We start from the raw sequence: 21,908 nt of genomic DNA, 5'->3' as shown, positions 1-21,908 counted from the left end.
GATTAGCCAACGATTTCGGTGCCGGAGAACCAGAATGCGATTTCTTCAGCAGCAGTTTCCGGAGCGTCGGAGCCGTGAACGGAGTTTTCACCGATGGACAGGGCAAATTCCTTGCGGATGGTGCCGTCAGCAGCTTCAGCCGGGTTGGTTGCGCCCATGACTTCACGGTTCTTTGCAATCGCGTCTTCGCCTTCCAGAACCTGTACAACGGTCGGGCCGGAAGACATGAATTCGGTCAGTTCCCCGAAGAACGGACGTTCTTTGTGAACAGCGTAGAATGCCTCAGCTTCGCGCAGGGACATCCACACGCGTCTGGAAGCAACAACACGCAGGCCAGCTTCTTCCAGCTTTGCGGTGATGGCACCGGTCAGGTTGCGCTTGGTTGCGTCCGGCTTGATCATGGAAAACGTGCGTTCAATCGCCATGGTTTCATCTTTCTGTTTTAGAAGCGGCCGGCAGGCTGCCAGTCCGTAATTCACAAAATTTCGCGGCCTTAATAACGGGGCACTGCTGCGCCTGCAAGGGGGCGCACGCATGACATTTCCATGTCACCTGCCCGCAAAAGCTGAATTGCAGCTGGTAAAACACGATAAGATGAATAAATTCCGGCAGACAGACTTGGAAATACCTGTCGTGACAGGCAGGCCTTCCTGTTGAGGAAAGATACATTGACCGCAATCCTTGCACTGTTTCCACCACTGCTGTTCAACGTGGTGACCGCGGTCTGGCTAAATCTTGCAGCCGCACCGACCGACGCGCTGGCGCAGACCGATGGTCAAAGCGGGCCTTCGCTCGAACAGCGTTTGGCTGGCCTGACATCCGAAGAGCGAGAAGAACTGTTCGTCTTTGTTGCCGGAAATGCCCTTTTCACGCTCTACCATGAAGGCGGGCATATGCTGGTCAGCGAGCTGGAACTACCGGTTCTCGCCCAGGAAGAAGATGCGGTCGACAACCTGGCAACTCTGTCGATGCTGGCGACCGATTCCGATGACATGGATGTGTTGCTCACCAACGCCATGATCGGCTGGTTCCTGATAGCTAAGGAAAACTACGAAGATCTGATTTTTTACGACGAACATGACCTCGATCAGCAACGCGGATTTCGGATGCTGTGTCTCATGGTCGGCGCCGACGAAGATGCTTTTCTGGAACTCGCCAGGGATCTAGGCCTGCCCGAAGAACGCATCGAGACATGTGCTTTCGACTACGAGCAATCCGCCGATTCCTGGGAATATGTCACCGACCCCTTTGTCCGTGACAGCGAAACGCCCGCCGGCAAGATCAAAGTCGTTCACGATGAGGCGCCTGCCGATCTGAAACCCATGGCCTTGTTCCTGAAGGAAAGCAGGCTGATCGAGCAAGTCGCAGATGAGCTCGATACGCTTTACGATTTGCCTGAAGAAGTCACTTTCCGTGCGGCGGTCTGCGACATGGAAAACGCTTTCTGGGACCCGGACTTGCGTGAAGTCACGCTGTGCCATGAGTTGCTTGGCGGATTTGCGGAAATCTATCTTGAAGTGCTGAGGGGCGACGATTGAGCCGCCTTGCGGTAGGCACCAGGCGTTACCCCGAAACGTTTCTGAAATTCCTTGTAAAAATTCGAGCGGGTGAGAAATCCCACCTGCTCCTGAATATTTGTTACCGGGTCATCTGTGGTCGACAGAAACCGCGCCGCCTCGCTCAATCGTATCTGGTTGACAAACTGGCTGACATTTTCCCCGGTTTGCTGGTTTATCGCTCGCGACAGATCCCGGTCCGGCACCCCGACCCGGCGCGCCAATCGCGTCAGAGTTAGTCCGGGATCTCTGTAATGCGCCTTGTCGATCAGAATGGTATGCGCCTTTGCGACCAGCTCCCGCTGCTTCTCCAGGTCCTCTTCGGTACTGGTTTCCGGTCTGTTTGCGGTCCTTGCGTTCCCTTTCAAGGAGATAAAAACGAGTGCAAACGCAACGATTAGGAACAACAGGCTCGCTACCGAGATTGTCTTTGCTGCGGCATCGGTCATCTCGCGCGCAAACAAGAACGCGATGATCGCATCGATCAACAAGGTTGCCGCTAGAACGAGGACCGTGAGCCCCGACAGTTTCCGCAAGAGCTCATGAAGATTTGTCGGAGCCTCGGAGAACTGGTCCGGTCCGAGCCGCCATTGACGAAATAGAAGGGCGGAATATGCAGCGAAACTTGCGGCAATCAGGACATCGATGAAACCGATAAATCCAACCGGCAGGAACATTGCCCCCGATAGCAAAACAGCGATGGTGCCATTGAGGATGATCAACCGATGGGCCTTCTTTTCCGGTACCGTCATGACCGCGAAAGAAAGGTATGCAGCCGGGGCAATCCAGACCGGAAGCACACGCTGGACGGCCAGAAACTCCAGACTGCCCAGCGCAAAGCGCATCCCAACCAGAACTGCCTCGAAAGCCATCAGGCAGAAAAGCGCCAAAAACAGCTGCCGGGACAACAACGGCAGTCGCTTCCACATCAACACTGCCAGACCGAGGCAGAAGAATATTGCGGCAAGCAAAAAGGAAACGGGAATGCTGATCATTTCAGTCCGAACTGGAAAATATGCTGTCTTTCCTGTCCTTTATCACGTTTGAGGACAGAGGTGAGGCCCCTGTCTCATTGCCAAATCAATAGCAGCATTCGCATCTCAAGACAGACCCAACTACATTCTGGAGCATGCCAATGCGCTTAAATGAATATTCTCTGCGAACGAGCCTTCTCGGAATTGTCGCTTCTGCACTTTTTACAATATCTGCGACTTGCGTTGTCGGCTTGACTCCTGCGCAGGCAGGAGATGTTGAAAACACAAGCTTCGGTCCGGGCGTCACCAAGTTGACAGTCGAGGACGAGAGGCGCGATCGACCGCTTTCCGGTGACATCTGGTATCCAACATCAACTCCGGAAAAATTCAGTCGTGCAGACAAAAGCAAAGTCTGGCAGATGGCGCTCGCCGATCCGGGAGGTCCGGCCGCTAACGGCTCCTATCCGCTGCTGGTGGTGTCGCATGGCATGTATGGCAACACTTTCAATCAAGCCTGGCTCGGGTCTGAACTCGCAAGGCGCGGGTTTGTGGTGGCAATGATCAACCACCCTGGAACCAGCACATTCCTGCGAGATCCCGACCAGGCACGCGAGTTATGGGAAAGACCGCGAGACCTTTCACGGTTGATCACCTACCTGACCGAAGACAGCCCATTCAAAGACCTGATTGACAGTTCCCGCATCTATGCAGCTGGTCACTCGCTTGGCGGGTTCACGGTTATGCTCATTGCCGGGGCAGAATTCGACGACGACCTCTACCGGTCTTCCTGCGCAGTGGAGAATGCACCGGTTGCCTGCGAAGTGCTCGCCGGGTGGTCCGTCGCTGAGACGCAGAGCGACCGGAACGAGATGGAGACTTCGCGCAAGGACCCGCGCGTATTGAAAGTCGTCAGTCTGGACCTCGGCGGCACACCGGTCCTGTCGCGAGAAAGCCTCGCCTCCGTCGACACGTCAGTGCTCGTACTCGGCTCAGAGCGCGCTGACATGTTGAACCAGGACGTTGAATCCCGGGCCCTCGCCGCGGCGCTTCCCAGCGACAAGGTTCGCCATCTGGAACTGACCGATGCCGGGCATTTTGACTTCATGGGGGTTTGCAAACCGGAAGGATACGAGATCCTGAAGGTTCATGAACCGGGAGATGAAATCGTCTGCATCAAGGGAACCACCGAGAGAGAGCGTCAGCACCGGATCATCCTGGAAGAACTCCTGAATTTTCTCGCTCCCTGATTGTCCCGGCTGTGGCAAAGGGCGTGCAGCTTTGCCACAGCTTCACGATCGAACGTTGCTTGGCTCCGCTTTCCGCTTGCATCCTGAGTTCGGGTTCGCCAAACATCCGGCCATGTTACAGATTTCAGATCTCACCTATCGGATCGGGGACCGCCTCCTGATCAACAAAGCAAACGTGACCCTTCCCGGAAAAGCCAAGACCGGGCTCGTGGGGCGCAACGGTGCTGGCAAATCGACGCTGTTCAAGATCATAACCGGTGATCTGGCCACAGAGACAGGCTCGGTGCAGATCCCCAAGCGTGCACGTATTGGCCAGGTTGCCCAGGAAGCGCCAGGCACGGAAGACACCTTGATGGAAGTGGTTCTTGCAGCGGACAAGGAACGCAGCCGTCTTCTGGCGGAGGCAGAAATCCAAACAGACCCGGACCGGATTGCCGAAATACACACACGGCTGGCTGACATCGGAGCTCATACGGCGGAGGCGCGAGCCGGTGCCATCCTGTCCGGCCTCGGCTTCGACGCGGCGGCGCAACAGCGGCCGTGTTCGTCGTTCTCCGGGGGCTGGCGCATGCGTGTCGCGCTTGCAGCGGTGCTTTTTTCCGAGCCGGATCTTCTTTTGCTTGACGAGCCGACGAACTACCTCGACCTGGAAGGCACGCTGTGGCTGGAAAACTATGTTGCGCGCTACCCGCATCAGGTGCTGTTGATCTCGCATGACCGCGATCTGCTCAACAACGCGGTCGACAGTATCGTGCATCTGGATCGTGGCAAGCTGACCTACTATTCCGGAGGCTATGACAGTTTCGACAGGCAACGGCGCGAAGCCATGATCCTGGCTGAAAAAGCCCGTGAAAAGCAGGACGCCCAACGCAAACACATGCAGGCTTTTGTAGACCGGTTTCGTTACAAGGCCAGCAAGGCCCGGCAGGCACAGTCGCGGCTGAAGATGCTGGAGAAGATGCAGCCGATTGCAGCGCTCACCGAGGAAAGCAGCCGGCCAATACATTTTCCTGATCCTGAAAACCAGCTGGCACCGCCGATCATCAAGCTGGAAGGTGTTTCCACCGGATATGGCGACACCAAAATCCTTTCCCGGATCAACCTGAACATCGACACCGATGACCGGATCGCCCTTCTTGGTGCCAACGGAAACGGCAAATCGACCTTCGCCAAGCTGATTTCGGATCGTCTGGGAGCCATGGATGGCACCATCACCAAGGCGACAAAACTGAAGATTGCCTTTTTCGCGCAACATCAGCTGGACGAACTGAAGCCTTCCGAGAGTGCGGTTGCACATGTGCGCGCGCTCATGCCGGAGGCCCCGGAAGCAAAGGTGCGTGCCAGAGTTGCCCGTTTCGGCTTGCCGACCGACCGCATGGAAACCCCGGCCAAGGACCTTTCCGGTGGTGAGAAAGCGCGATTGCTGTTGGGTCTGGCCACTTTTGACGGTCCGCATCTTCTGATCCTCGATGAGCCGACAAACCACCTGGATATCGACAGCCGGGAAGCTCTGGTTATGGCACTCAACGACTTTCAGGGTGCAGTTGTGCTTATCAGCCATGACCGGCATCTGGTCGAAGCCTGCGCCGACAGGCTCTGGCTGGTCGCCGACGGCAGGGTTGAACCCTATGATGGAGATATGGAGGATTACCGCCGTCTGATCCTGCAGGGGCCGGACGCCGCGCAAAAGGCAAGGGAACGGGCTGCTGCGGCTGAAAGCGAGAAAGCCTCAGCGCAGAACAAGCGCCGCGAAGCTGCCCAGAAACGCAGCCAGCTGAAACCGCTGAAGCAGAAAATCGATGCGGCCGAAAAGGAAATGGCGCGCTTGCAGGACAAGATCGGCAAACTGGATGAAGCGCTGGCGGATCCCGAGTTTTTCGTCAAGGAACCGGAGCGGGCAACCAAGTTCGCCAAGGAGCGTGCCTATTGCGAAAAGAAACTTGTGAAGACGGAAGAGGAATGGCTGGAACTTTCAGCCGAATTTGAGGAAGCCAGTTGATGGCCACCATCACGACGCTCGGTTTCGACGCGGATGACACGCTCTGGCATAGTGAGCGGGTCTTCCGCCTGACAGAAGAACGCTTTGCCGGCCTTCTGAGCAACTACACCGACAAGGACCGGTTGAACGAACGGCTTCTGGCCGCCGAACGGCGCAATGTGCTTCACTACGGATATGGCGTGAAGGGGTTTACGCTGTCCATGATCGAGACCGCCATTGAAGTCACCGGCGGAGAGGTTCATGCCGATGTCATCGCCGAAATTCTGGAAACCGGACGGGACATGCTCAACCATCCCGTCGAGCCCCTTCCCTGTGTCGAAGAGACGCTCCAGGCCGTAAAAGGTGATTACCGGCTTGTTCTGATCACCAAGGGAGACCTGTTCGACCAGGAAAGAAAAATCACCGCCTCAGGTCTGGACATTCACTTCGACGGCATTGAAATCGTCTCGGAAAAGTCTGTAGCCACTTACGAAACCCTGTTTGCTCGCCATGGCAGTGGCCCCCGGGAAGCAATGATGATCGGCAATTCGCTGAAGTCCGACATTCTTCCGGCTCTGGAAGCTGGTGCGTTCGGTGCGCACGTCCCCTACGACTTCACCTGGGCCCTGGAACAGGCAGAAGATCCACTCGGCGCTGACCGGTTTCACCGTCTCGACCACATCGGCAAGGTTCCGCATCTGCTTGCCCGGTTGAGGTAACGCGGGAAAAGTCCATTTTCATCGGAATTGAATAAATACTGACGGGTTGTGCCAAGGAAACATTCGGTTTCCTGGATCACACTAATATCTCCTTCGCGGTCGGCCGCGTTAAGGATGAGACGTGGTTCAAACCAAATACTTGCTCGCGACCCAAGGTAAAAACATGCACCTCGCCAAGTCCGTTGCTCTATTTCTCGGCACAGCCGCATTCGTTCTCGCTCCACCGCTCACAACAGACACGAACGACCATCCATTTGCCATCGACCAGGCTTTTGCGAAAAACGGAAATGGGAATGGGAATGGTGGAGGCAATGGCAACGGTGGAGGAAACGGAGGCGGTAACGGGGCAGATAAATCCGGCGGTAAAGGAAATGGCTCCAACGCAAGCAGGTCTTCCTCGAAAGCCAATTCGAACAAGGGTGGAAACCTCTTCAAGAATTGGGGCGGAAACAAGCAGGCAAAACACGGAAACGGAAACGGAATAAACAAATTTCTGAATTCGGTGTTCGGCAACGACAAGTCGGCGGCGTCCACGCGACCGAAGCATCGCAACAATGCTTCCATCACTTCGAAAGCCAGCTCTCACAGGCTTCCAAAGGCCGAAAGAGCAACATTGGCATCTGTGTCTGCGGTTCCCGAAGTCAGCCCGGTTTCAAAACAAAAGAACTTCAACGCGAAACTTGCTCGCTTGAACTCCTTGAAACGCAACTACCGTGCTTACCTGAATTCCAATGACCCGAAACTGGCAAGCGTGAAGGAATATATCGAGGCATCGCTGGCCTACGAACAGTTCTCGGAGGAATTTGCCAAGACTGAGGAAAATCTGGCGATTGCAAAGGAAACGTTCAACGAAATCCTGAAAGACATCGTTGCGTATGATGATTTTTCCTACGGTGATCTTGCTTCGGAAGATCTCGAAGCGCGTCTTGCAGATCTGGAGGAAACAGACACTTCGGAGTTCACGGAAGATCAGCTGGCGGCAATCGAAGCTGAAAAGCTCGCTCTAAGCGAAGCATTGGGAAGTGAGGAATTCAACTCATTCAAAGATGCCGAAGTCGCCCTTCAAGAGCAGCAAGATGAATTCGACACGCTTGCCGAGTCCGTTTCTGATGAGAGCCTCACTCAGGCGCTTATTGACATGGCCAATGACAACCGAGTTCGGCAATATGGCGACGAATATGTAGATGAGGAAATGCTGGATTGGGCGAAGCAGGTTCTCGGGGTCGGCGACCACTATGGCAAAATCGACGAAATTCGCGAAGCGAGTGAGATTGCGGAAGAACCCTCTGACGACAGCGACACAGACGAAGACATCGCGGATGACACCTCAGATCCGGACGCCGACGAACTCCGTCTGACTCAAGCAGCTGAGTAAAAAGCTCAGGGAATTCGCTTCTCAGGTTTCGCTCTCCACTGGCCCTCCTTGCTTTGCCCAATCATTGAAGCCGTCTTTCAAATGGGCGGTTTCAAATCCCATTTCGTTGAGGGTCGCCACCGTCAATGCTGACCGCCAGCCTGAGGCACAGTGAAAAATGAAACGTCTGTCTTCGGCAAAAATGTCCTTGAAGTAAGGGCTTTCCGGATCAACCCAGAACTCGGTCATGCCGCGTGGGCAGTGAAAGCTTCCGGGGATGAAACCCGACCGCTGACGCTCACGGATGTCTCTGAGGTCGACAAACTGAACGCGGGGATCCTCGATCATTGCGATTGCGTCCACGGTCTCGATTTCCTCGATCCGGGACCGCGCCCTGGCTACCATTTCCGCCGAAGACATTTTCAGTTTCTGCATAAGCTCTTCCCCCTTTTGACCAGGCAATATCAGGCTTTCCGCTCCCAACCTCCGGCCTGGGTCTGCTGCCAGTAGGCGATTTCGAAGCCTTCAGACTTGGCTTCTTTCCAGCGCTGGCGCGCTTCCAGAACAGCTTCCTGGTCATTGCCATCAAACATGTAGATGGCTCTTTTGTATTCCCCAAGCGGAGGAGGAGATGCCCTGTCGACCAGGAAGCGGACATCGGCTTCGTTCGGGTTGTCCTGCTCGGGCGTCAGGTAGATCGGTTGATGTTCTGCATACCCGTCGGCTTTTGTGCCGTGGGGCAGAAAACTGTCGTCGGCAAATGTCCAAAGATGCGCATCCAGTGCATTGCACCGCTCCGCTGTTCCGGTCTGCACCACCACTTTCCAGTCACGTTCAAGGCACTTGTGCAGCAATTGAGGCAGCGCAGTTTCAAGCGGCTTGTGCAAAAGGTGATAGAAAACAACTTCAACGCTCATTGTCGCTCCCTGCGCGCCATCTTGATCCCGTTGCACCCTCGCCTTGCCAAAGGGTTTTCCAGAGGTGCTGCCGAAAAGTGATGCCCATGTGCAACAGCGTTGCGGACAAATTCAAATTGCCGCAAAGCCAACATAGACAGGCCACAAGACTCGTATCATTAACCCTTCGCAAATGTCGATTGACTAGGCTTCGTTCCAGGGGACGATCCAAGGATCATTTATTCGTGGCTGGTGACCGGTATCCCGACCCAGCCCAAACGGGGAAACTTGTATGCTTGCACGTGTAGTTGTGTTTTGTGCACTTGTGGGGGTTGTTGCTGGTGCAACGCTTGGTATGGGACTTTTGGTCGAACCGGCAACCGCCTGCCAGGCTTACAAAACCTGCTGAGATATCCAAACAGAATTCAAAAAAACCCGCCAGATTGGCGGGTTTTTCGTTTTTTGCAAAGCCGGTCTGCGTAACCGGTCAGCCTTCGTAGTGATCAGCCACAAGCTGGTTGAGCAAACGTACGCCATAACCCGAAGCCCAGCTCTGGCAGATATCGTCTTTCGGAGCACCGAAGGCCGTACCAGCAATATCCAGGTGGGCCCATGGTTTGTCATTGGCAAACCGTTGCAGGAACTGAGCGGCGGTGATGGATCCTGCCCAGCGGCCACCAGTGTTTTTCACGTCTGCATTCGGCGTGTCGATGATCTTGTCGTATTCCTTGGACAGAGGCAGGCGCCAGAGCGGCTCGCCACTCGCCTTTGCCGAAGCCAGCAGATTGTCAGCAAGCTCGTCATTGTTCGAGAAAAGCCCCGCGTTGAGATTGCCGAGAGCAACCAGGACCGCGCCGGTCAGGGTTGCAAGATCGATCATGATGGCGGGATTGTATTTTTCCTGCGTGTACCAAAGCGCATCGGCCAGAACCAGACGGCCCTCGGCATCCGTGTTGAGGATTTCGATGGTCGTGCCCGACATGGCAGTGACGATATCGCCGGGCCGCTGCGCGTTGCCATCCGGCATGTTTTCGACAAGACCGATGACACCGACAACATTTGCCTTGGCTTTTCGCCCTGCAATCGCGTGCATGGCACCGACGACCGCAGCAGCGCCGCCCATGTCGCCTTTCATTTCTTCCATGCCACCAGCCGGCTTGATGGAAATGCCGCCCGTGTCGAACACAACACCCTTGCCGACGAGAGCAACCGGTGCAACGCCCTTCTTGCCGCCATTCCAGCGCATGACGGCCAAACGCGGCGGGCGAACCGATCCCTGCGCCACGCCGAGCAATGCAGCCATCTTCAGCTTCTTCATTTCCTTTTCGCCGAGGACTTCAACTTCGACGCCGAGTTTTTCCAGCTCTTGCGCCTTCTTGGCGAACTCCACGGGGCCGAGAACATTGGCAGGTTCGTTGACGAGATTTCGCGCCACGATCACACCATCCGCCACGGCTTCCGACACGCTCCAGGCCTTCCTGGCAGCCTTCGCATCCACGACTTTCAACGTCAGTTTCAAGTCCTTTGAGTTTGCATCGTCCTTAGCCTTGGTCTTGTAGTTGTCAAAGGCATAGGCCCGCAGCTTTACCCCCATGGCAAACTCGGCTGTCGCCAGGTCAGTCAGGTCCACCCCTTCCGGAACTTCCAGCAGAACCGAGGCCGCATCCGTCTTTGCCTTCTGCAATTCGGCAAACACCGCACCGCCAAAGGCGCGCCAGTCGTCCTGGGTCAGCTCTTCGGACTTGCCCAGCCCGAAAACGATAAGACGATCCACCGCCAATCCGGCAGGTGCCACGAGATCAAGACTGGTCTTCTTCTTTCCCGAAAATCCTGCAATATCGGCCGCACGTTTCAGCCCGCCTTCAAGACCCGATACAAACTCGTTGGCAATCGTCCCCAGGTTCAGGTCCTCACCGGCCAAAATTACGGCCACGCCCCCTTTCGGAGCTTCGGCTTTTGAAAAGGAAATTTTCGCAAGTTTAGTCATTCTTCGGTCCTTGTCGGTTTCCAAATTTTTTAAGCAGACGGTTGAGCGGAGGGGCCCTACATCTCTAGGCATGCCTATTTGCCGCCAAATCATGGGGTTTCAACAGCTTTTCGGCAAGAGAGGCGAAAATTAATGTATATTAACCATTCTTATTCATGGGCCATTCACCACATTACGTGTTATTCGGTCCTGGGCTGAAATTTCGTCTAATTGCAAGGGTCTCTTTCCGGCACAGCCATGAAAACGCTCGAACGTTACATAATTCGCCGGACTGCCTATGCATTCACCCTTACGATTGCAGCCATGACGGGTGTTGTCTGGGCAACCCAGGCACTTCGTCAGCTCGATCTCGTGACGTCCAAAGGGCAAACGATTGTCCAGTTCATCGGCATCACGATGCTGGCCCTTCCCTTTCTTATCGTGATTGTTGCGCCGTTCGCTCTCATGATCGCCCTCATCCTTGTACTGAACGCCCTTTCGGGTGACAGCGAACTGATCGTGATCGACGCCAGCGGCGGCTCGCGGTTTCTGGTGCTGAAACCGGTCATGTTGTTTTCAGCGGTTGTCATGGTGATCACCGGCAGCATGTCGCTCTATTTCGCACCGATGGGACTGGCCCAACTGAGGACGGAGATTACTCGTGTCCGGGCCGACCTTGTGGCCAACATCGTCAAGCCCGGTCGCTTCATCACGGTCGAAAGCGGTTTGACGTTTCACATCCGCAACAGATCCGGCAAGGGCACGCTGGACGGCCTTCTTATGCATGATACGCGTGATGAAGAGACGGCCTTTACCTATCAAGCCGATACCGGGCAGATCGTCGAGGCAGCGGACCGTACGCTCCTTGTCATGCAGAACGGCACGATCCAACGGCGTCCGAAACAGGAAGGTGACATCTCGATTGTCCGCTTCCAGTCATACGCGTTCGATCTGTCCAACCTTATTCCCGAGGCAGGCGAACCGGTGTTCAAGGCGAGCGAGCGGACAACCGCCAACCTGATGTCGCCCGGCCGCAATGATGCCTATGCGCTCAAAAATCCGGACAAGTTGACAGCAGAATTGCATGAGCGTTTCAGCCAACCGCTCTACTGCATTGCCTTCGGACTTATTGTCTTTGCGTTTCTTGGCAAGGCACGAACAACACGTCAGGGCCGCGGCCTTGCTGTTGTCGGAGCAATCGGGTCCTGTGTCCTCTTGAGAACCAGCGGGTTTGGCGTTACTGCGATTTCAGGCGGTTCTACCGCTATTCTGGTTCTGCTCTACGCAGTCCCGATCCTTGGTTCAGTACTTGCGCTCGTGTCGATTTTCCGCGATCAGGGCGCCCAATCCAAGTGGGTGAGCGAACTTCAGCTGTCTCTTCACGACCGGATGGAAGCGTTCGCCAACTGGCTGAACAACAGGCGCGCCGGAGGGGCTTCATGATCCTCGGACGCACGCTTACACTTTATTTTTCCGGCAGGTTTTTGAAGGCTATTCTCGGCCTGTTTCTGTTTGCCGCGGTGCTGATCTACCTGTTTGATGTTCTGGAACTGGTGCGGCGCGGCGGTGATCGCGAAGGATTTTCGGTGCTGCGGGTAGCGCTGATCTCCGCACTGCGAGTTCCCCTGCTTCTTGAACAGGTCATCCCATTCACGGTTCTGTTCGGCTCCATCGCGGCGTTCGTCACATTGAGCCGGGCACTGGAACTGGTTGTCACCCGAGCTTCCGGCATTTCGGTCTGGCAATTTTCCATGCCTGCAATTGTTGTCGGCATTGTCCTCGGCATCCTGTCCGTGACGGTCTACAATCCCGCTGCGGTTTGGTTTCAACACAAGTCAGACGAAGTTGCCTCCGGGCTTTTCGGAACAGAGCAGAGTTTTCTCCTGCAATCTTCGAATGATGTCTGGGTCCGGCAGGACGGTCTTGATGGTGAATCTGTGTTGCTGGCCAAACAATTGCTCGATGGCGGCACCCGTCTTCTCGGCGTGACGGTCTTCACTTTCGACAAGGATGGCACCTTCCGCGAACGTATCGAGGCTGCAGAGGCGACCCTTGGAGATGAAATCTGGTATTTGGACGATGCGATCGTCTATACGACAGAACAAGATCCACAACCTTATGGCCGCTATCAGGTGAGCACCTTTTTGACCGCGACCGAAGTGCGCGAGAGCATTGGCTCACCCGAATCAATTTCGTTCTGGAACCTGCCACGGTTCATTGAATTGGCGAGAAACGCAGGGTTACCCGCGTATCGGTACAATTTGCAGTATCAAACACTGCTCGCGCGACCGCTTCTTTTGGTCGCGATGATTTTGATTGCGGCGGCAGTTTCCCTTAAAGTTTCGAGGTTTGGCGGATTGGGAAGTATGATTCTGGGTGGAATCCTGTCCGGGTTCGTGCTTTACGTTCTAACCGAGCTTGCCAAGGACTTCGGGGGCGCGGGTATCGTCCCTCCCTTGGTGGCTGCGTGGGCCCCTGGAATTTTTGGAGTACTCATGGGTTTGACAATTCTCTTGCATCAGGAAGACGGGTAAGATTTATGTCTTTTCCAGTTTCCCTGAACACAGAGATTTGGGCCAATAAGGGCAAGCTAATGGCGGCGGCAAGCGTATTTGCCATCGCGGTTTCCCTTTGCCATGACGCCTCTACTCCGGCCGCTGCGCAGGACCTTGCCGGCGATCTTGCTTCCGGCATCGATCCTGACGCGAACCTGCTGCTTGAATCCAACGAGATCACCTACGATTTCGACAAGGACCTGATTGTTGCCACCGGCAACGTGCAGGTTTACTACGACGGCAATACGGTTCAGGCTCATGAAATTGTTTTCGATCGCAAAAGTGGCCAGCTGACTGCGCGCGGCAATGTCATCCTGATCGAGGCCGACGGCAACGTCGCCCGAACCTCGGAAATGACGCTGTCGGAAGACTTCTCAGAGGGTTTTGCCAGAGCGCTGCAGATCGATACGACGCGACGCACACGTTTCCTGGCTGAAACGGCCCGGCGCGAAGGCAACAACGTCACGAGCATCGAAAACGGCATCTACACGGTTTACACAAAGCCGACCATTCCACCGAACAGGCCTCCGCTCTGGCGCGTTCGGGCCGAGAAGATCATTCACAATCAGCAGGAAAAGATCATCCGGTTTGAAAACGCTGCTTTCGAGGTGTATGGCAAGCCGATCGCCTACCTGCCCTATCTGAGCATGCCGGACCCGACCATCAAGCGGAAATCAGGTTTCCTGATTCCCACCGGCATCATCAATGACAAGCTTGGGTATGGTGTGACCGTACCCTATTACTGGGCGCTAAATCCGCACTACGACCTGACAACCGCGCTGACACCCTTAACCAAACAGGGACTGTTCGGTGACGTCCAATATCGTCACCGGTTTGCGCCTGGCCAGGTCTCATTTTCCGCTGCGGGTCTCTTCCAAGCCCAGCCAAGCCAGTTTTCGACATCTCGTGCTGACGAGCGCTGGCGCGGAGCAGTCAACTCGACGGGCTCCTTGAGCATTGCAAGAGATTGGACGCTTGGCTGGAATCTGACCTACAAGAGCGACCGGCAGTTCTTCAGCGATTATTCGTTCACCAGCTTTGGTGACAATGGTGAGACCTCGGAAATCTATCTGGAAGGCAAAACCGAACGTAACGCCTTGTCCGTAAAGGCCTACGCCTACCAGATTTCTCAGGAAGACTATACGGACAGTCAGTTCAACGCCAACGGGTTCTCTCCGGTCGGCAGCTCCTTGCAGGACAAACAGCCCCTGGTTCTGCCGGTCATCGACTATGACTATGTTTTTGCCGATCCTGTACTGGCTGGTGAGCTTGCACTGACGGCAAACTTCACGTCCCTGACTAGGGACGAGACCGACGCGTTTTCGATCGACGGTGGCTCGACAGCAAGGTTCCGCGGTGTGGACGGCACTTTCTCGCGCCTCTCGCTCAAAGGAAACTGGCGCCGGACCTTCATCGATCCGCTTGGTCAGTCGTTCACGCCCTTTGCCTACATGCGCGGCGACCTCTTCTTCCTGGCCTCTCCTGATGCAGATGTGACTGCGCTCTCCGGCGAAAGCTTTGTCGGTCGTGCAATGCCTGCTGTGGGTATGGAATACCGGTACCCGTTCATCGCCACGTTCGATGGCGGTAACCAGATCCTGGAGCCCGTTGCACAGATCGTTGCCCGACCAAACGAGCAGCGGATCGGTGAGCTGCCCAATGATGACGCGCAGAGTATCGTCTTCGATACGACGACGCTTTTCGATTATGACAAATTCTCCGGGTTTGACCGCGTTGAAGGTGGCACACGACTGAACCTTGGCTTGAACTACAAGCTTCAACTCGACAGTGGTTACTACCTGAGCGGACTGTTCGGCCGGTCTTACCACTTGGCCGGTGAAAACTCGTACGCGGTTCCGGACATTCTCGGAGCCACTCAGGATTCCGGTCTGGCTTCGGATCTCTCCGACTATGTCGGCAGCCTTTACTTGGACACACAATACGGCGTGAAGGTCGGGGCACAGGCTCGGTTCGACAAGGACGATTTTTCTTTCAACCGCGTCCAGGCACAGGCAAGTGCGATCTATGGACCAGTTGTTTCGTCCCTCGCCTACGCCTTCCTGAATGCTCAGCCTGACGTTGGTATCGATTCACCTAGGGAAGAACTTCTGGGGTCAGCAAGCTTGAGGCTTGAGGAAAACTGGCGCGTGTTCGGCTCCATGCGTTACGATCTGGAAAACAGCAACATCGTTCAGGACGGTTTCGGTATCGGCTATGACGACGAGGGTTTTTCTCTGTCAGTATCTTATGCTGAAGACCGCAGCCGGAATGACGGCGATAGCGTCAATCGCACTCTCTATTTCAGAATCGGCCTGAGAACCATCGGCAATACCCAGGTCTCAAGCGGCGTTCTGAACTAAATCAAGTTTTTGTGCTCATGAGGCTTGCTTCAAGTCATCATACCGCCATGAATTCGGGCAACATGCCTTTGAAACTTTGAATTTGCTGCCGTGATATGCGAAACAACATGGCACAACAAAACTAAACTTCGGTTCGGCCCCGGGCCAGCACGGATGGTTATTCAATGCGACTTCGTTTCGTTTCGATATTCCTTGGCCTCGCCCTCATCGTGGCCGTGCCGCTTTCAACTCCGGCCAATGCTGCGATCAAGGTCATCGTCAACGACACCCCAATCACCGACTACGACATCAGTCAGCGCTCGCGCCTGATCACGATGACACAGCGTAAGTCCGGCGCCGCCGCCAAGCGGCAGGCCGAGCAAGAGCTGATTGATGATCAGATCAAACTTGCAGAAGCTGAACGCGTCGGTGTCGAGATCAGCCAGTCGGAAGTCGACAGCGCCTACAACAACATTGCACGTAATGTGAAGATGTCGCCGTCGCAGCTGTCAAAGGCGCTGCGGAACGGTGGTGTAAAACCGGAAACCCTGAAATCGCGCCTAAAGGCACAACTGGCCTGGAACCAAGTGCTTCGCCGCCGGTTCAGTGGCCGGATCGAAGTCAATGAATCCGACATTATCGCCGCCCTGCAGAAGACCGATGAAGCGGACCGTCAAAAGTCCGTCGAATATGATCTGAAGCGTGTGATCGTTGTCGTTCCAAAGAGCTCTTCGGGCGGCTTCAAGTCCAAGCGCAAGCAGGAAAGCAACAAGATCCGTTCCGCCTTCAACGGATGCGAAAACATGGGCAGCGTCCTCGGGCAGTACAGCGAAGTTGTGGTGCGTCCGATCGGTCGCCGCCTCGAAACCGAGTTGCCGGTCGACATGCGCGAAGAGATCCAGGCACTCGGATCAGGCAAGCTGACAAAACCGTCAGCAACCGAAGTCGGCTATGAAATGATCGCCATTTGCGGCAAACGGGAAATCGCTTCCGATATAGCCGTGCGCACCGAGCTGGAAAACGAGTTGAGGGCAAAGGAAGGCGAGAGCCAGTCCCGTCGTTACCTGATGGATATCCGCCGGCGCGCAACCATCATTTACCGATAAGCTGTCATGGGGGCCGCTCAGACACCGATCGCTGTCAGCATGGGAGAACCCGCTGGCATTGGTCCCGACCTTGCCTTGCTGGCGTGGTCCAATCGAAAGGCTCTCGGCCTCCCTCCCTTCTATCTTCGCGGGGACCAACATCTTCTTTCGGAGCGTGCTGCAAAGCTCGGGTTAAACGTTCGCATCGATGCCTCTACTCCCGAAGACGCATGCGGACTGTTTTCAAAAGCATTGCCAGTTGTACAGACCGGTCCGGCCCTGGAAGATCGACCGGGTGAAGAGCATCCCGACACGGCGCCGTCCGTTGTCGCTTCCATCGAAACCTGCGTCGAGGATGTTGCCAACGGTGTCGCGGGCGGGCTGGTAACCAACCCGATCAACAAGGCCGCTCTTTACAAGACCGGGTTCAACTTTCCAGGACATACAGAGTTTCTCGGAAGTCTTGCAGCTGTGCATTGGCCGCAGGAAAGGGCAAGACCGGTGATGATGATTGCCGGACCTGAGCTGATGGTCGTGCCCGCGACCATTCACATTCCGCTCAAGGATGTGCCGACTGCGTTGACTGAAAATCTCATTGTGGAAACGGCAGAAATCACTGCCGCGGATCTCAAGAACCGCTTCGGCTACAGCAATCCGAGACTTGCTTTGTGCGGCCTCAATCCACATGCCGGCGAAAATGGCACGATGGGAACCGAAGACAGAGACGTCATTGCCCCTGCGATCAAACGGCTGAATGAGATGGGCATTGCCGCAACCGGACCTCATCCGGCCGACACGCTGTTTCATCCTCCTGCCAGGACCCAATATGACTGTGTGATCGGCATGTATCACGACCAGGTTCTGGTTCCAGCCAAGACGATCGGATTTGATGACAGCGTGAATGTGACCTTGGGACTGCCATTTGTCCGAACCTCGCCGGATCATGGTACCGCCTACAGTCTTGCCGGAACCGGGGAAGCCCGTATCGACAGCTTCGCGGCGGCACTACGCATGGCATATGCGCTGGCCAATCCAGACCAGTATTAGGCGCGGTTACTTTAAATGGCACAAATCGACACTCTGCCCCCCTTGCGAGAAGTGATCGCAACGCATGGTCTGAATGCCAAGAAGTCATTGGGACAAAACTTTCTACTGGACCTGAACCTGACCTCGCGGATCGCCCGATCCGCCGGCAATCTTGAAGACTGCACCGTGCTCGAAATCGGCCCCGGACCGGGAGGTCTGACCAGAGCTCTTCTTGCTGCCGGTGCCAAGAAAGTCGTGGCGGTTGAAAAAGACAGTCGCTGCCTGCCGGCACTCGCAGAAATCTCGGCGCACTATCCAGGCCGTCTGGAAGTCATCGAAGGCGATGCGCTTGAGCTCGATCCTGTCGAATTGACAGGAGGAGACAAGGTCAGAATTGCGGCAAATCTTCCCTATAACGTTGGCACCCAGCTTCTGCTGAACTGGATCACAACGCCCGAATGGCCACCCTTCTGGTCGTCATTGACGTTGATGTTCCAGAAGGAAGTTGGTGAACGCATCACTGCTGAGCAGGGCTCCAAGGCTTACGGCCGGCTTGGTGTGCTGGCTGGCTGGAGATGCAAGGGAGGCATATTGTTCGATATAAGCCCCAAGGCCTTTACTCCGCCGCCAAAGGTAACCTCGGCGGTCGTTCACCTGACACCGAACACCACCCCCCTTCCCTGCGACCTGAAGGCATTGGAAAGGGTAACCGCGGCCGCGTTCGGCCAACGCCGCAAAATGCTGCGTGCCAGCCTCAAGACACTCTCTCCAAACGCTGAAGATCTGATCGTTCAGGCCAGACTTAAGCCGACAGCGCGCGCCGAAGAAATCGACGTTGCCGGTTTCGTCGAATTGGCAACAACATTCAAATCCACCGGGGCCATTTGAGGAAGCTGCCTTTCCGCTGACTTTTCTTCTGTTGTGCCGCTTCTTCCAGCCGCGACATGGCATGTTCGGGATCATTCAGTCCAAGGTCCCGATGGATCCAGCCAGGCCACGTCTCATACTCTGAAGAGAGATAAAGCTTTGCAGGGGCTTCGTTTTTCCTGTTGCGATTACTGAGCCAAGATAAGTGTACTTTCATGAGGGCACCTCCGTTTCGTATCGGAAATGTGCCCAACCTCTTCTCATGTGTAACTGAATAATAAAGCATGCTATTATTCAATTATGAATGATATGGATTTTGACTGGGATGCAATCCGGATATTTCTTGCGGTCGCGGAGCACCAGAGCCTAAGCAGCGCCGCTGGCGAGCTTTCCCTTTCGCAACCAACTCTGGGCAGGCAAATCACCAGGCTGGAGGAACAGCTGAATCTGAGACTGTTCGAGAGACGGCAGACAGGCTTTTTTCTCACAGATGCAGGTGTCCGGCTGACGGAAGTTGCCAAAGAAATGGCCCGGAAGGCGGCAGACTTCAAACGCAGCGTCGATCTTCAGAAAATCCATTCACCAGACCAGGTTTGCCGGGTAACGACGGGCGAATGGGGTCAGTACTTTCTATCCCAGCATGCCGATGAAATTGTTGAAGGGCTGGGTGGTATCCGGTTGGAGTTTTACGCCGACGACACTTTTTGGGACCTGGGCCGAAACTCCGCCGATATCGCCATCGGCAACAGATCCCCGAAACAGACATATCTGATCGCGCAGAAACTCGGTGAACGTGGTTTTCACGTCTATGCCTCACGTGAATATTGTGATCGACACGCCAATGCGGACGACCCAGAATCCTGGCAAGACCAGATCTGGGCCGGATATTGCGGAAACCGCGCTCGGCTGAAATCTTCGCAGTTACTGGCCAGTATTCTGCAAGACCATCCTTGCAAATATGCAGTCAGCAGCTCGGTTTCTCTTCTTCAGCTCGTCAAAAACGGACAAGCGATGGGCATTCTGCCGGATTGGATCGGTGACAATGAAGACCTGATACGTCTTTCAAAGGAGCCACTTGCCAAGAACCAATCCTGGCTGAGTTTCCACGAACGGCTTCGGCATCATCCCGGATTGTCGCGGGTCAAGGACCGGATCGTTGGCATTTACCGCCGGCGCTACGCCGAGGACTAAGCCCAACGGACCAGACCTATGACCGCAGATGCGGCATAGAAAAACTGAAGCGACAGAAACGCCCAGCGTTTGTCCAGAACACCCCAGGCTGCAAAAAGACCGGCAGAGGCCAGCAACAGCGCGAAGCCCAGGATTTCGTTTCCTGTGTTGGACGCGATCAACAGCGCGTAAGCAATCGCCAATGCAGACCCGGTCACCTCGAACAAAGTTATCAACTTACTGTGGCTCATCAACTCACCGATCTTAAAGGTCATGAAGCGCAAGTCGCATGCGTTTCTTTCCCAATCCAATGCCATGCGCTACAACATGACACAAATGGCATTTTTTCCGAAAATGATCGAAATATGTCATGCTTGACTACTGAGGATACCCGAGTGAAACGGTTGGACGTTGAAGCATTGCGTGCCCTGTGCACAATCGCCGATCAGGGCGGTATAACCCGCGCAGCGGAGGTCTTGTCCCTTTCGCAATCTGCGGTGAGCCACAAGATCAAGCGCCTTGAAGCAAGTATTGGCTGCCAATTGCTGACCCGACGTGCAGGCGCTCCACTGCTCTCCGATGATGGCGAACAGCTACTCACATATGCGCGTCGCATTTGCATGCTTCATGACGAGGCGGTGCAAAGCCTGAGCAAGATGCCTCTATCGGGTCGAATACGCCTCGGCATGACCGAAGACATCACCAGCAGCGACTTGTCGCGTATGTTGGGGCGATTTACACGTCGGCATCCGGAAGTGGCGGTGCGCACCAATGTCCGTCAAAGTCTGGTGCTTCAACGCGAACTTGAGACGGGAAAAATCGACATCGCGTTGATGCAGCTTTTTGCCGAAGACGTACAGCAGACAGACACGGTTCTGTTCCGTGACAGCCTGCACTGGGTAAAGAGCGTCGACACGGAAGTGAACTTCAACTCTTGCGTACCGTTTCTCGCATATGATGACGATTGTTTTTACAAGAACTGGGCACTGGAACTGGCAGAAGTGCCAGCTCCAGGTCTTGAAACGGTTCTGCAATGCGCGAGTTCCGCCGGAATTGCATCCGCAGTCCGCGCTGGCCTGGGGGTAGCATTGCTTCCTGGTCGATACTTAACCGATGAAATGCAGATCATTGACGAGCAATTTCCGGAGACAGCCGAACTTGCCTACGTTTTGCGGGTCGGAGAAAAGTCTCGATCAACGCCGGTTCTGTCCCTCGCTCGCGAAATATCCAACGGAGTAAACCTCCATGCGGTTTTGCAGGTGGCCTGATCGGAACTCTGGGAACTGAAGCGGGTTGCGGGTGCGTTGCCGATAGCAGCCATCACTTACGTTGCTGCACCTCGCAAGGTTTCTGCAGGCCCTACAGAGAAAACCACATAACACGGCAAATTCGTCCACGCGACGCGAACCTGCCTTGAAAGCAGCCCCGCTCCCGCCGGGAGGCGATCTCCCGACTGTGCTTGGATGTCAGTCGGTTTCCCCAAGATCGGACTTCAGGTCATCGACCATTCCTTGAATAAGCGGACCGATTTTCGGAGACCGAAACTGTTTCAGTCGCTCGGCCTTCAGGATCGCTCGCACGTTCTGGTAAGCGCGTTCCAGGTCGTCATTGACCACCACATAATCATATTCGGACCAGTGCCGCATTTCTCCAACAGCGGTTTTCATCCGCTTGGCAATGACTTGGTCGGCGTCTTCGGCACGTCTGTTGAGCCGCGATTTCATCTCAGCGATCGACGGAGGCAATATGAAGATGGAAACCACGTCGGAACGCATTTTTTCATAGAGCTGAAATGTGCCCTGAATATCGATGTCGAACAGAATGTCCCGTCCGTTTTCGATAGAGTCTTCCACAGGACCGCGCGGCGTTGCGTAGTAGTTGCCGTGCACTTCTGCCCATTCGAGCAGCTCGTCATGCTCTCGCATTTGTTCGAAGCGCTTGGCATCGATGAAATGATAGTGAACTCCGTCCACCTCACTGGAGCGTCGGGGGCGCGTGGTCACGGAAATCGAGAGTGCCAGATTTTCTTCCTGGTCAAGGAGCAGGCGCGCGATGGTTGACTTGCCTGCACCCGATGGTGACGACAATACAAGCATCAGTCCACGCCGTTGCTGTTCGGCCTGATCTGCACTGACGGTGGTGCCGGTGTGAGCTCCCGAAGGCGCGTCGGTCATTG

Annotated in this window: 20 protein-coding genes; 13 read left to right on the top strand and 7 right to left on the bottom strand. The window is 55.2% G+C overall.

Annotated features, from left to right (window positions below; all coding sequences use genetic code 11):
• Positions 1-2 precede the first annotated feature (2 nt).
• Positions 3-425, bottom strand: coding sequence for a nucleoside-diphosphate kinase (gene ndk, locus ABLO27_RS02750; protein WP_353030284.1), 423 nt, complete (start codon positions 423-425; stop codon positions 3-5).
• Between the two features lie 243 nt (positions 426-668).
• On the opposite strand from ndk, the gene ABLO27_RS02745 reads away from it, so the two are divergent.
• Complete coding sequence (locus ABLO27_RS02745) at positions 669-1,538, top strand: DUF4344 domain-containing metallopeptidase (protein WP_353030282.1); 870 nt, start codon at positions 669-671, stop codon at positions 1,536-1,538.
• On the opposite strand, the gene ABLO27_RS02740 is transcribed toward ABLO27_RS02745, so the two are convergent.
• Positions 1,508-2,551: a helix-turn-helix transcriptional regulator gene (locus ABLO27_RS02740; RefSeq protein ID WP_353030280.1), complete on the bottom strand. Its 1,044-nt coding sequence runs from the start codon at positions 2,549-2,551 to the stop codon at positions 1,508-1,510. The two genes, ABLO27_RS02745 and ABLO27_RS02740, sit on opposite strands and share 31 nt — an antisense overlap.
• 140 nt (positions 2,552-2,691) lie before the next feature.
• On the opposite strand from ABLO27_RS02740, the gene ABLO27_RS02735 reads away from it, so the two are divergent.
• The 4 genes from ABLO27_RS02735 (at position 2,692) to ABLO27_RS02720 (ending at position 7,849) form a co-directional block, all read left to right on the top strand.
• Positions 2,692-3,777 carry an alpha/beta hydrolase family protein gene (locus ABLO27_RS02735; protein WP_353030279.1) on the top strand — a complete coding sequence of 362 codons (1,086 nt, stop codon included), beginning with the start codon at positions 2,692-2,694 and terminating at the stop codon, positions 3,775-3,777.
• Between the two features lie 112 nt (positions 3,778-3,889).
• Complete coding sequence (locus tag ABLO27_RS02730) at positions 3,890-5,776, top strand: ABC-F family ATP-binding cassette domain-containing protein (protein WP_353030278.1); 1,887 nt, start codon at positions 3,890-3,892, stop codon at positions 5,774-5,776.
• Positions 5,776-6,474, top strand: coding sequence for an HAD family hydrolase (locus tag ABLO27_RS02725; protein WP_353030277.1), 699 nt, complete (start codon positions 5,776-5,778; stop codon positions 6,472-6,474). Before ABLO27_RS02730 ends, ABLO27_RS02725 begins: the two co-directional genes overlap by 1 nt.
• Positions 6,475-6,595: 121 nt before the next feature.
• Positions 6,596-7,849, top strand: a complete 1,254-nt coding sequence (locus ABLO27_RS02720) for a hypothetical protein (RefSeq protein WP_353030276.1) — start codon at positions 6,596-6,598, stop codon at positions 7,847-7,849.
• 21 nt (positions 7,850-7,870) lie between these two features.
• Here the strand turns inward: ABLO27_RS02720 and ABLO27_RS02715 are convergent, their stop codons facing one another.
• The 3 genes from ABLO27_RS02715 to ABLO27_RS02705 all read right to left on the bottom strand — a co-directional run bounded on the left by ABLO27_RS02715 (position 7,871) and on the right by ABLO27_RS02705 (position 10,711).
• Entirely contained in the window at positions 7,871-8,263 is a 393-nt protein-coding gene (locus ABLO27_RS02715; protein ID WP_353030274.1) for a rhodanese-like domain-containing protein, read from the bottom strand.
• Positions 8,264-8,292: 29 nt separating this feature from the next.
• Positions 8,293-8,745 (bottom strand): DNA polymerase III subunit chi, encoded by a 453-nt coding sequence (locus tag ABLO27_RS02710; RefSeq protein ID WP_353030273.1) that lies wholly within the window; start codon positions 8,743-8,745, stop codon positions 8,293-8,295.
• Between the two features lie 466 nt (positions 8,746-9,211).
• Entirely contained in the window at positions 9,212-10,711 is a 1,500-nt protein-coding gene (locus ABLO27_RS02705) for a leucyl aminopeptidase (protein WP_353030272.1), read from the bottom strand.
• Positions 10,712-10,948: 237 nt separating this feature from the next.
• Here ABLO27_RS02705 and lptF point away from each other — a divergent pair, with 237 nt between their 5' ends.
• The 7 genes from lptF to ABLO27_RS02670 all read left to right on the top strand — a co-directional run bounded on the left by lptF (position 10,949) and on the right by ABLO27_RS02670 (position 19,753).
• Positions 10,949-12,133, top strand: coding sequence for an LPS export ABC transporter permease LptF (lptF, locus tag ABLO27_RS02700; protein ID WP_353030271.1), 1,185 nt, complete (start codon positions 10,949-10,951; stop codon positions 12,131-12,133).
• On the top strand, positions 12,130-13,224 hold the full coding sequence (gene lptG, locus ABLO27_RS02695; RefSeq protein ID WP_353030269.1) for an LPS export ABC transporter permease LptG: 1,095 nt from the start codon (positions 12,130-12,132) through the stop codon (positions 13,222-13,224). Before lptF ends, lptG begins: the two co-directional genes overlap by 4 nt.
• Before the next feature lie 59 nt (positions 13,225-13,283).
• A complete protein-coding gene (locus ABLO27_RS02690) occupies positions 13,284-15,605 on the top strand; it encodes an LPS-assembly protein LptD (protein WP_353030268.1) in 2,322 nt (773 codons plus the stop codon).
• 164 nt (positions 15,606-15,769) lie between these two features.
• On the top strand, positions 15,770-16,690 hold the full coding sequence (locus ABLO27_RS02685; protein WP_353030267.1) for a peptidylprolyl isomerase: 921 nt from the start codon (positions 15,770-15,772) through the stop codon (positions 16,688-16,690).
• Between the two features lie 6 nt (positions 16,691-16,696).
• The gene (gene pdxA, locus ABLO27_RS02680; protein WP_353030266.1) at positions 16,697-17,716 is read left to right on the top strand and encodes a 4-hydroxythreonine-4-phosphate dehydrogenase PdxA; all 1,020 of its coding nucleotides are present in this window, start codon (positions 16,697-16,699) and stop codon (positions 17,714-17,716) included.
• A gap of 15 nt (positions 17,717-17,731) precedes the next feature.
• On the top strand, positions 17,732-18,583 hold the full coding sequence (rsmA, locus tag ABLO27_RS02675) for a 16S rRNA (adenine(1518)-N(6)/adenine(1519)-N(6))-dimethyltransferase RsmA (RefSeq protein WP_353030265.1): 852 nt from the start codon (positions 17,732-17,734) through the stop codon (positions 18,581-18,583).
• 288 nt (positions 18,584-18,871) lie between these two features.
• Positions 18,872-19,753: a LysR family transcriptional regulator gene (locus tag ABLO27_RS02670; RefSeq protein ID WP_353030264.1), complete on the top strand. Its 882-nt coding sequence runs from the start codon at positions 18,872-18,874 to the stop codon at positions 19,751-19,753.
• On the opposite strand, the gene ABLO27_RS02665 is transcribed toward ABLO27_RS02670, so the two are convergent.
• Positions 19,750-19,983 carry a hypothetical protein gene (locus ABLO27_RS02665; protein ID WP_353030263.1) on the bottom strand — a complete coding sequence of 78 codons (234 nt, stop codon included), beginning with the start codon at positions 19,981-19,983 and terminating at the stop codon, positions 19,750-19,752. The two genes, ABLO27_RS02670 and ABLO27_RS02665, sit on opposite strands and share 4 nt — an antisense overlap.
• Positions 19,984-20,097: 114 nt before the next feature.
• On the opposite strand from ABLO27_RS02665, the gene ABLO27_RS02660 reads away from it, so the two are divergent.
• On the top strand, positions 20,098-21,000 hold the full coding sequence (locus ABLO27_RS02660) for a LysR family transcriptional regulator (RefSeq protein WP_353030262.1): 903 nt from the start codon (positions 20,098-20,100) through the stop codon (positions 20,998-21,000).
• 198 nt (positions 21,001-21,198) lie between these two features.
• Here the strand turns inward: ABLO27_RS02660 and gmk are convergent, their stop codons facing one another.
• A complete protein-coding gene (gene gmk, locus ABLO27_RS02655) occupies positions 21,199-21,906 on the bottom strand; it encodes a guanylate kinase (protein ID WP_353030261.1) in 708 nt (235 codons plus the stop codon).
• Positions 21,907-21,908 lie beyond the last annotated feature (2 nt).

Origin of the sequence: Roseibium sp. SCP15, assembly GCF_040329435.1 — a bacterium.
Taxonomy (GTDB): Bacteria; Pseudomonadota; Alphaproteobacteria; order Rhizobiales; family Stappiaceae; genus Roseibium.
The sequence above is the reverse complement of the archived record's forward strand: the minus strand, read 5'-3'. Positions and strand labels throughout refer to the sequence as shown.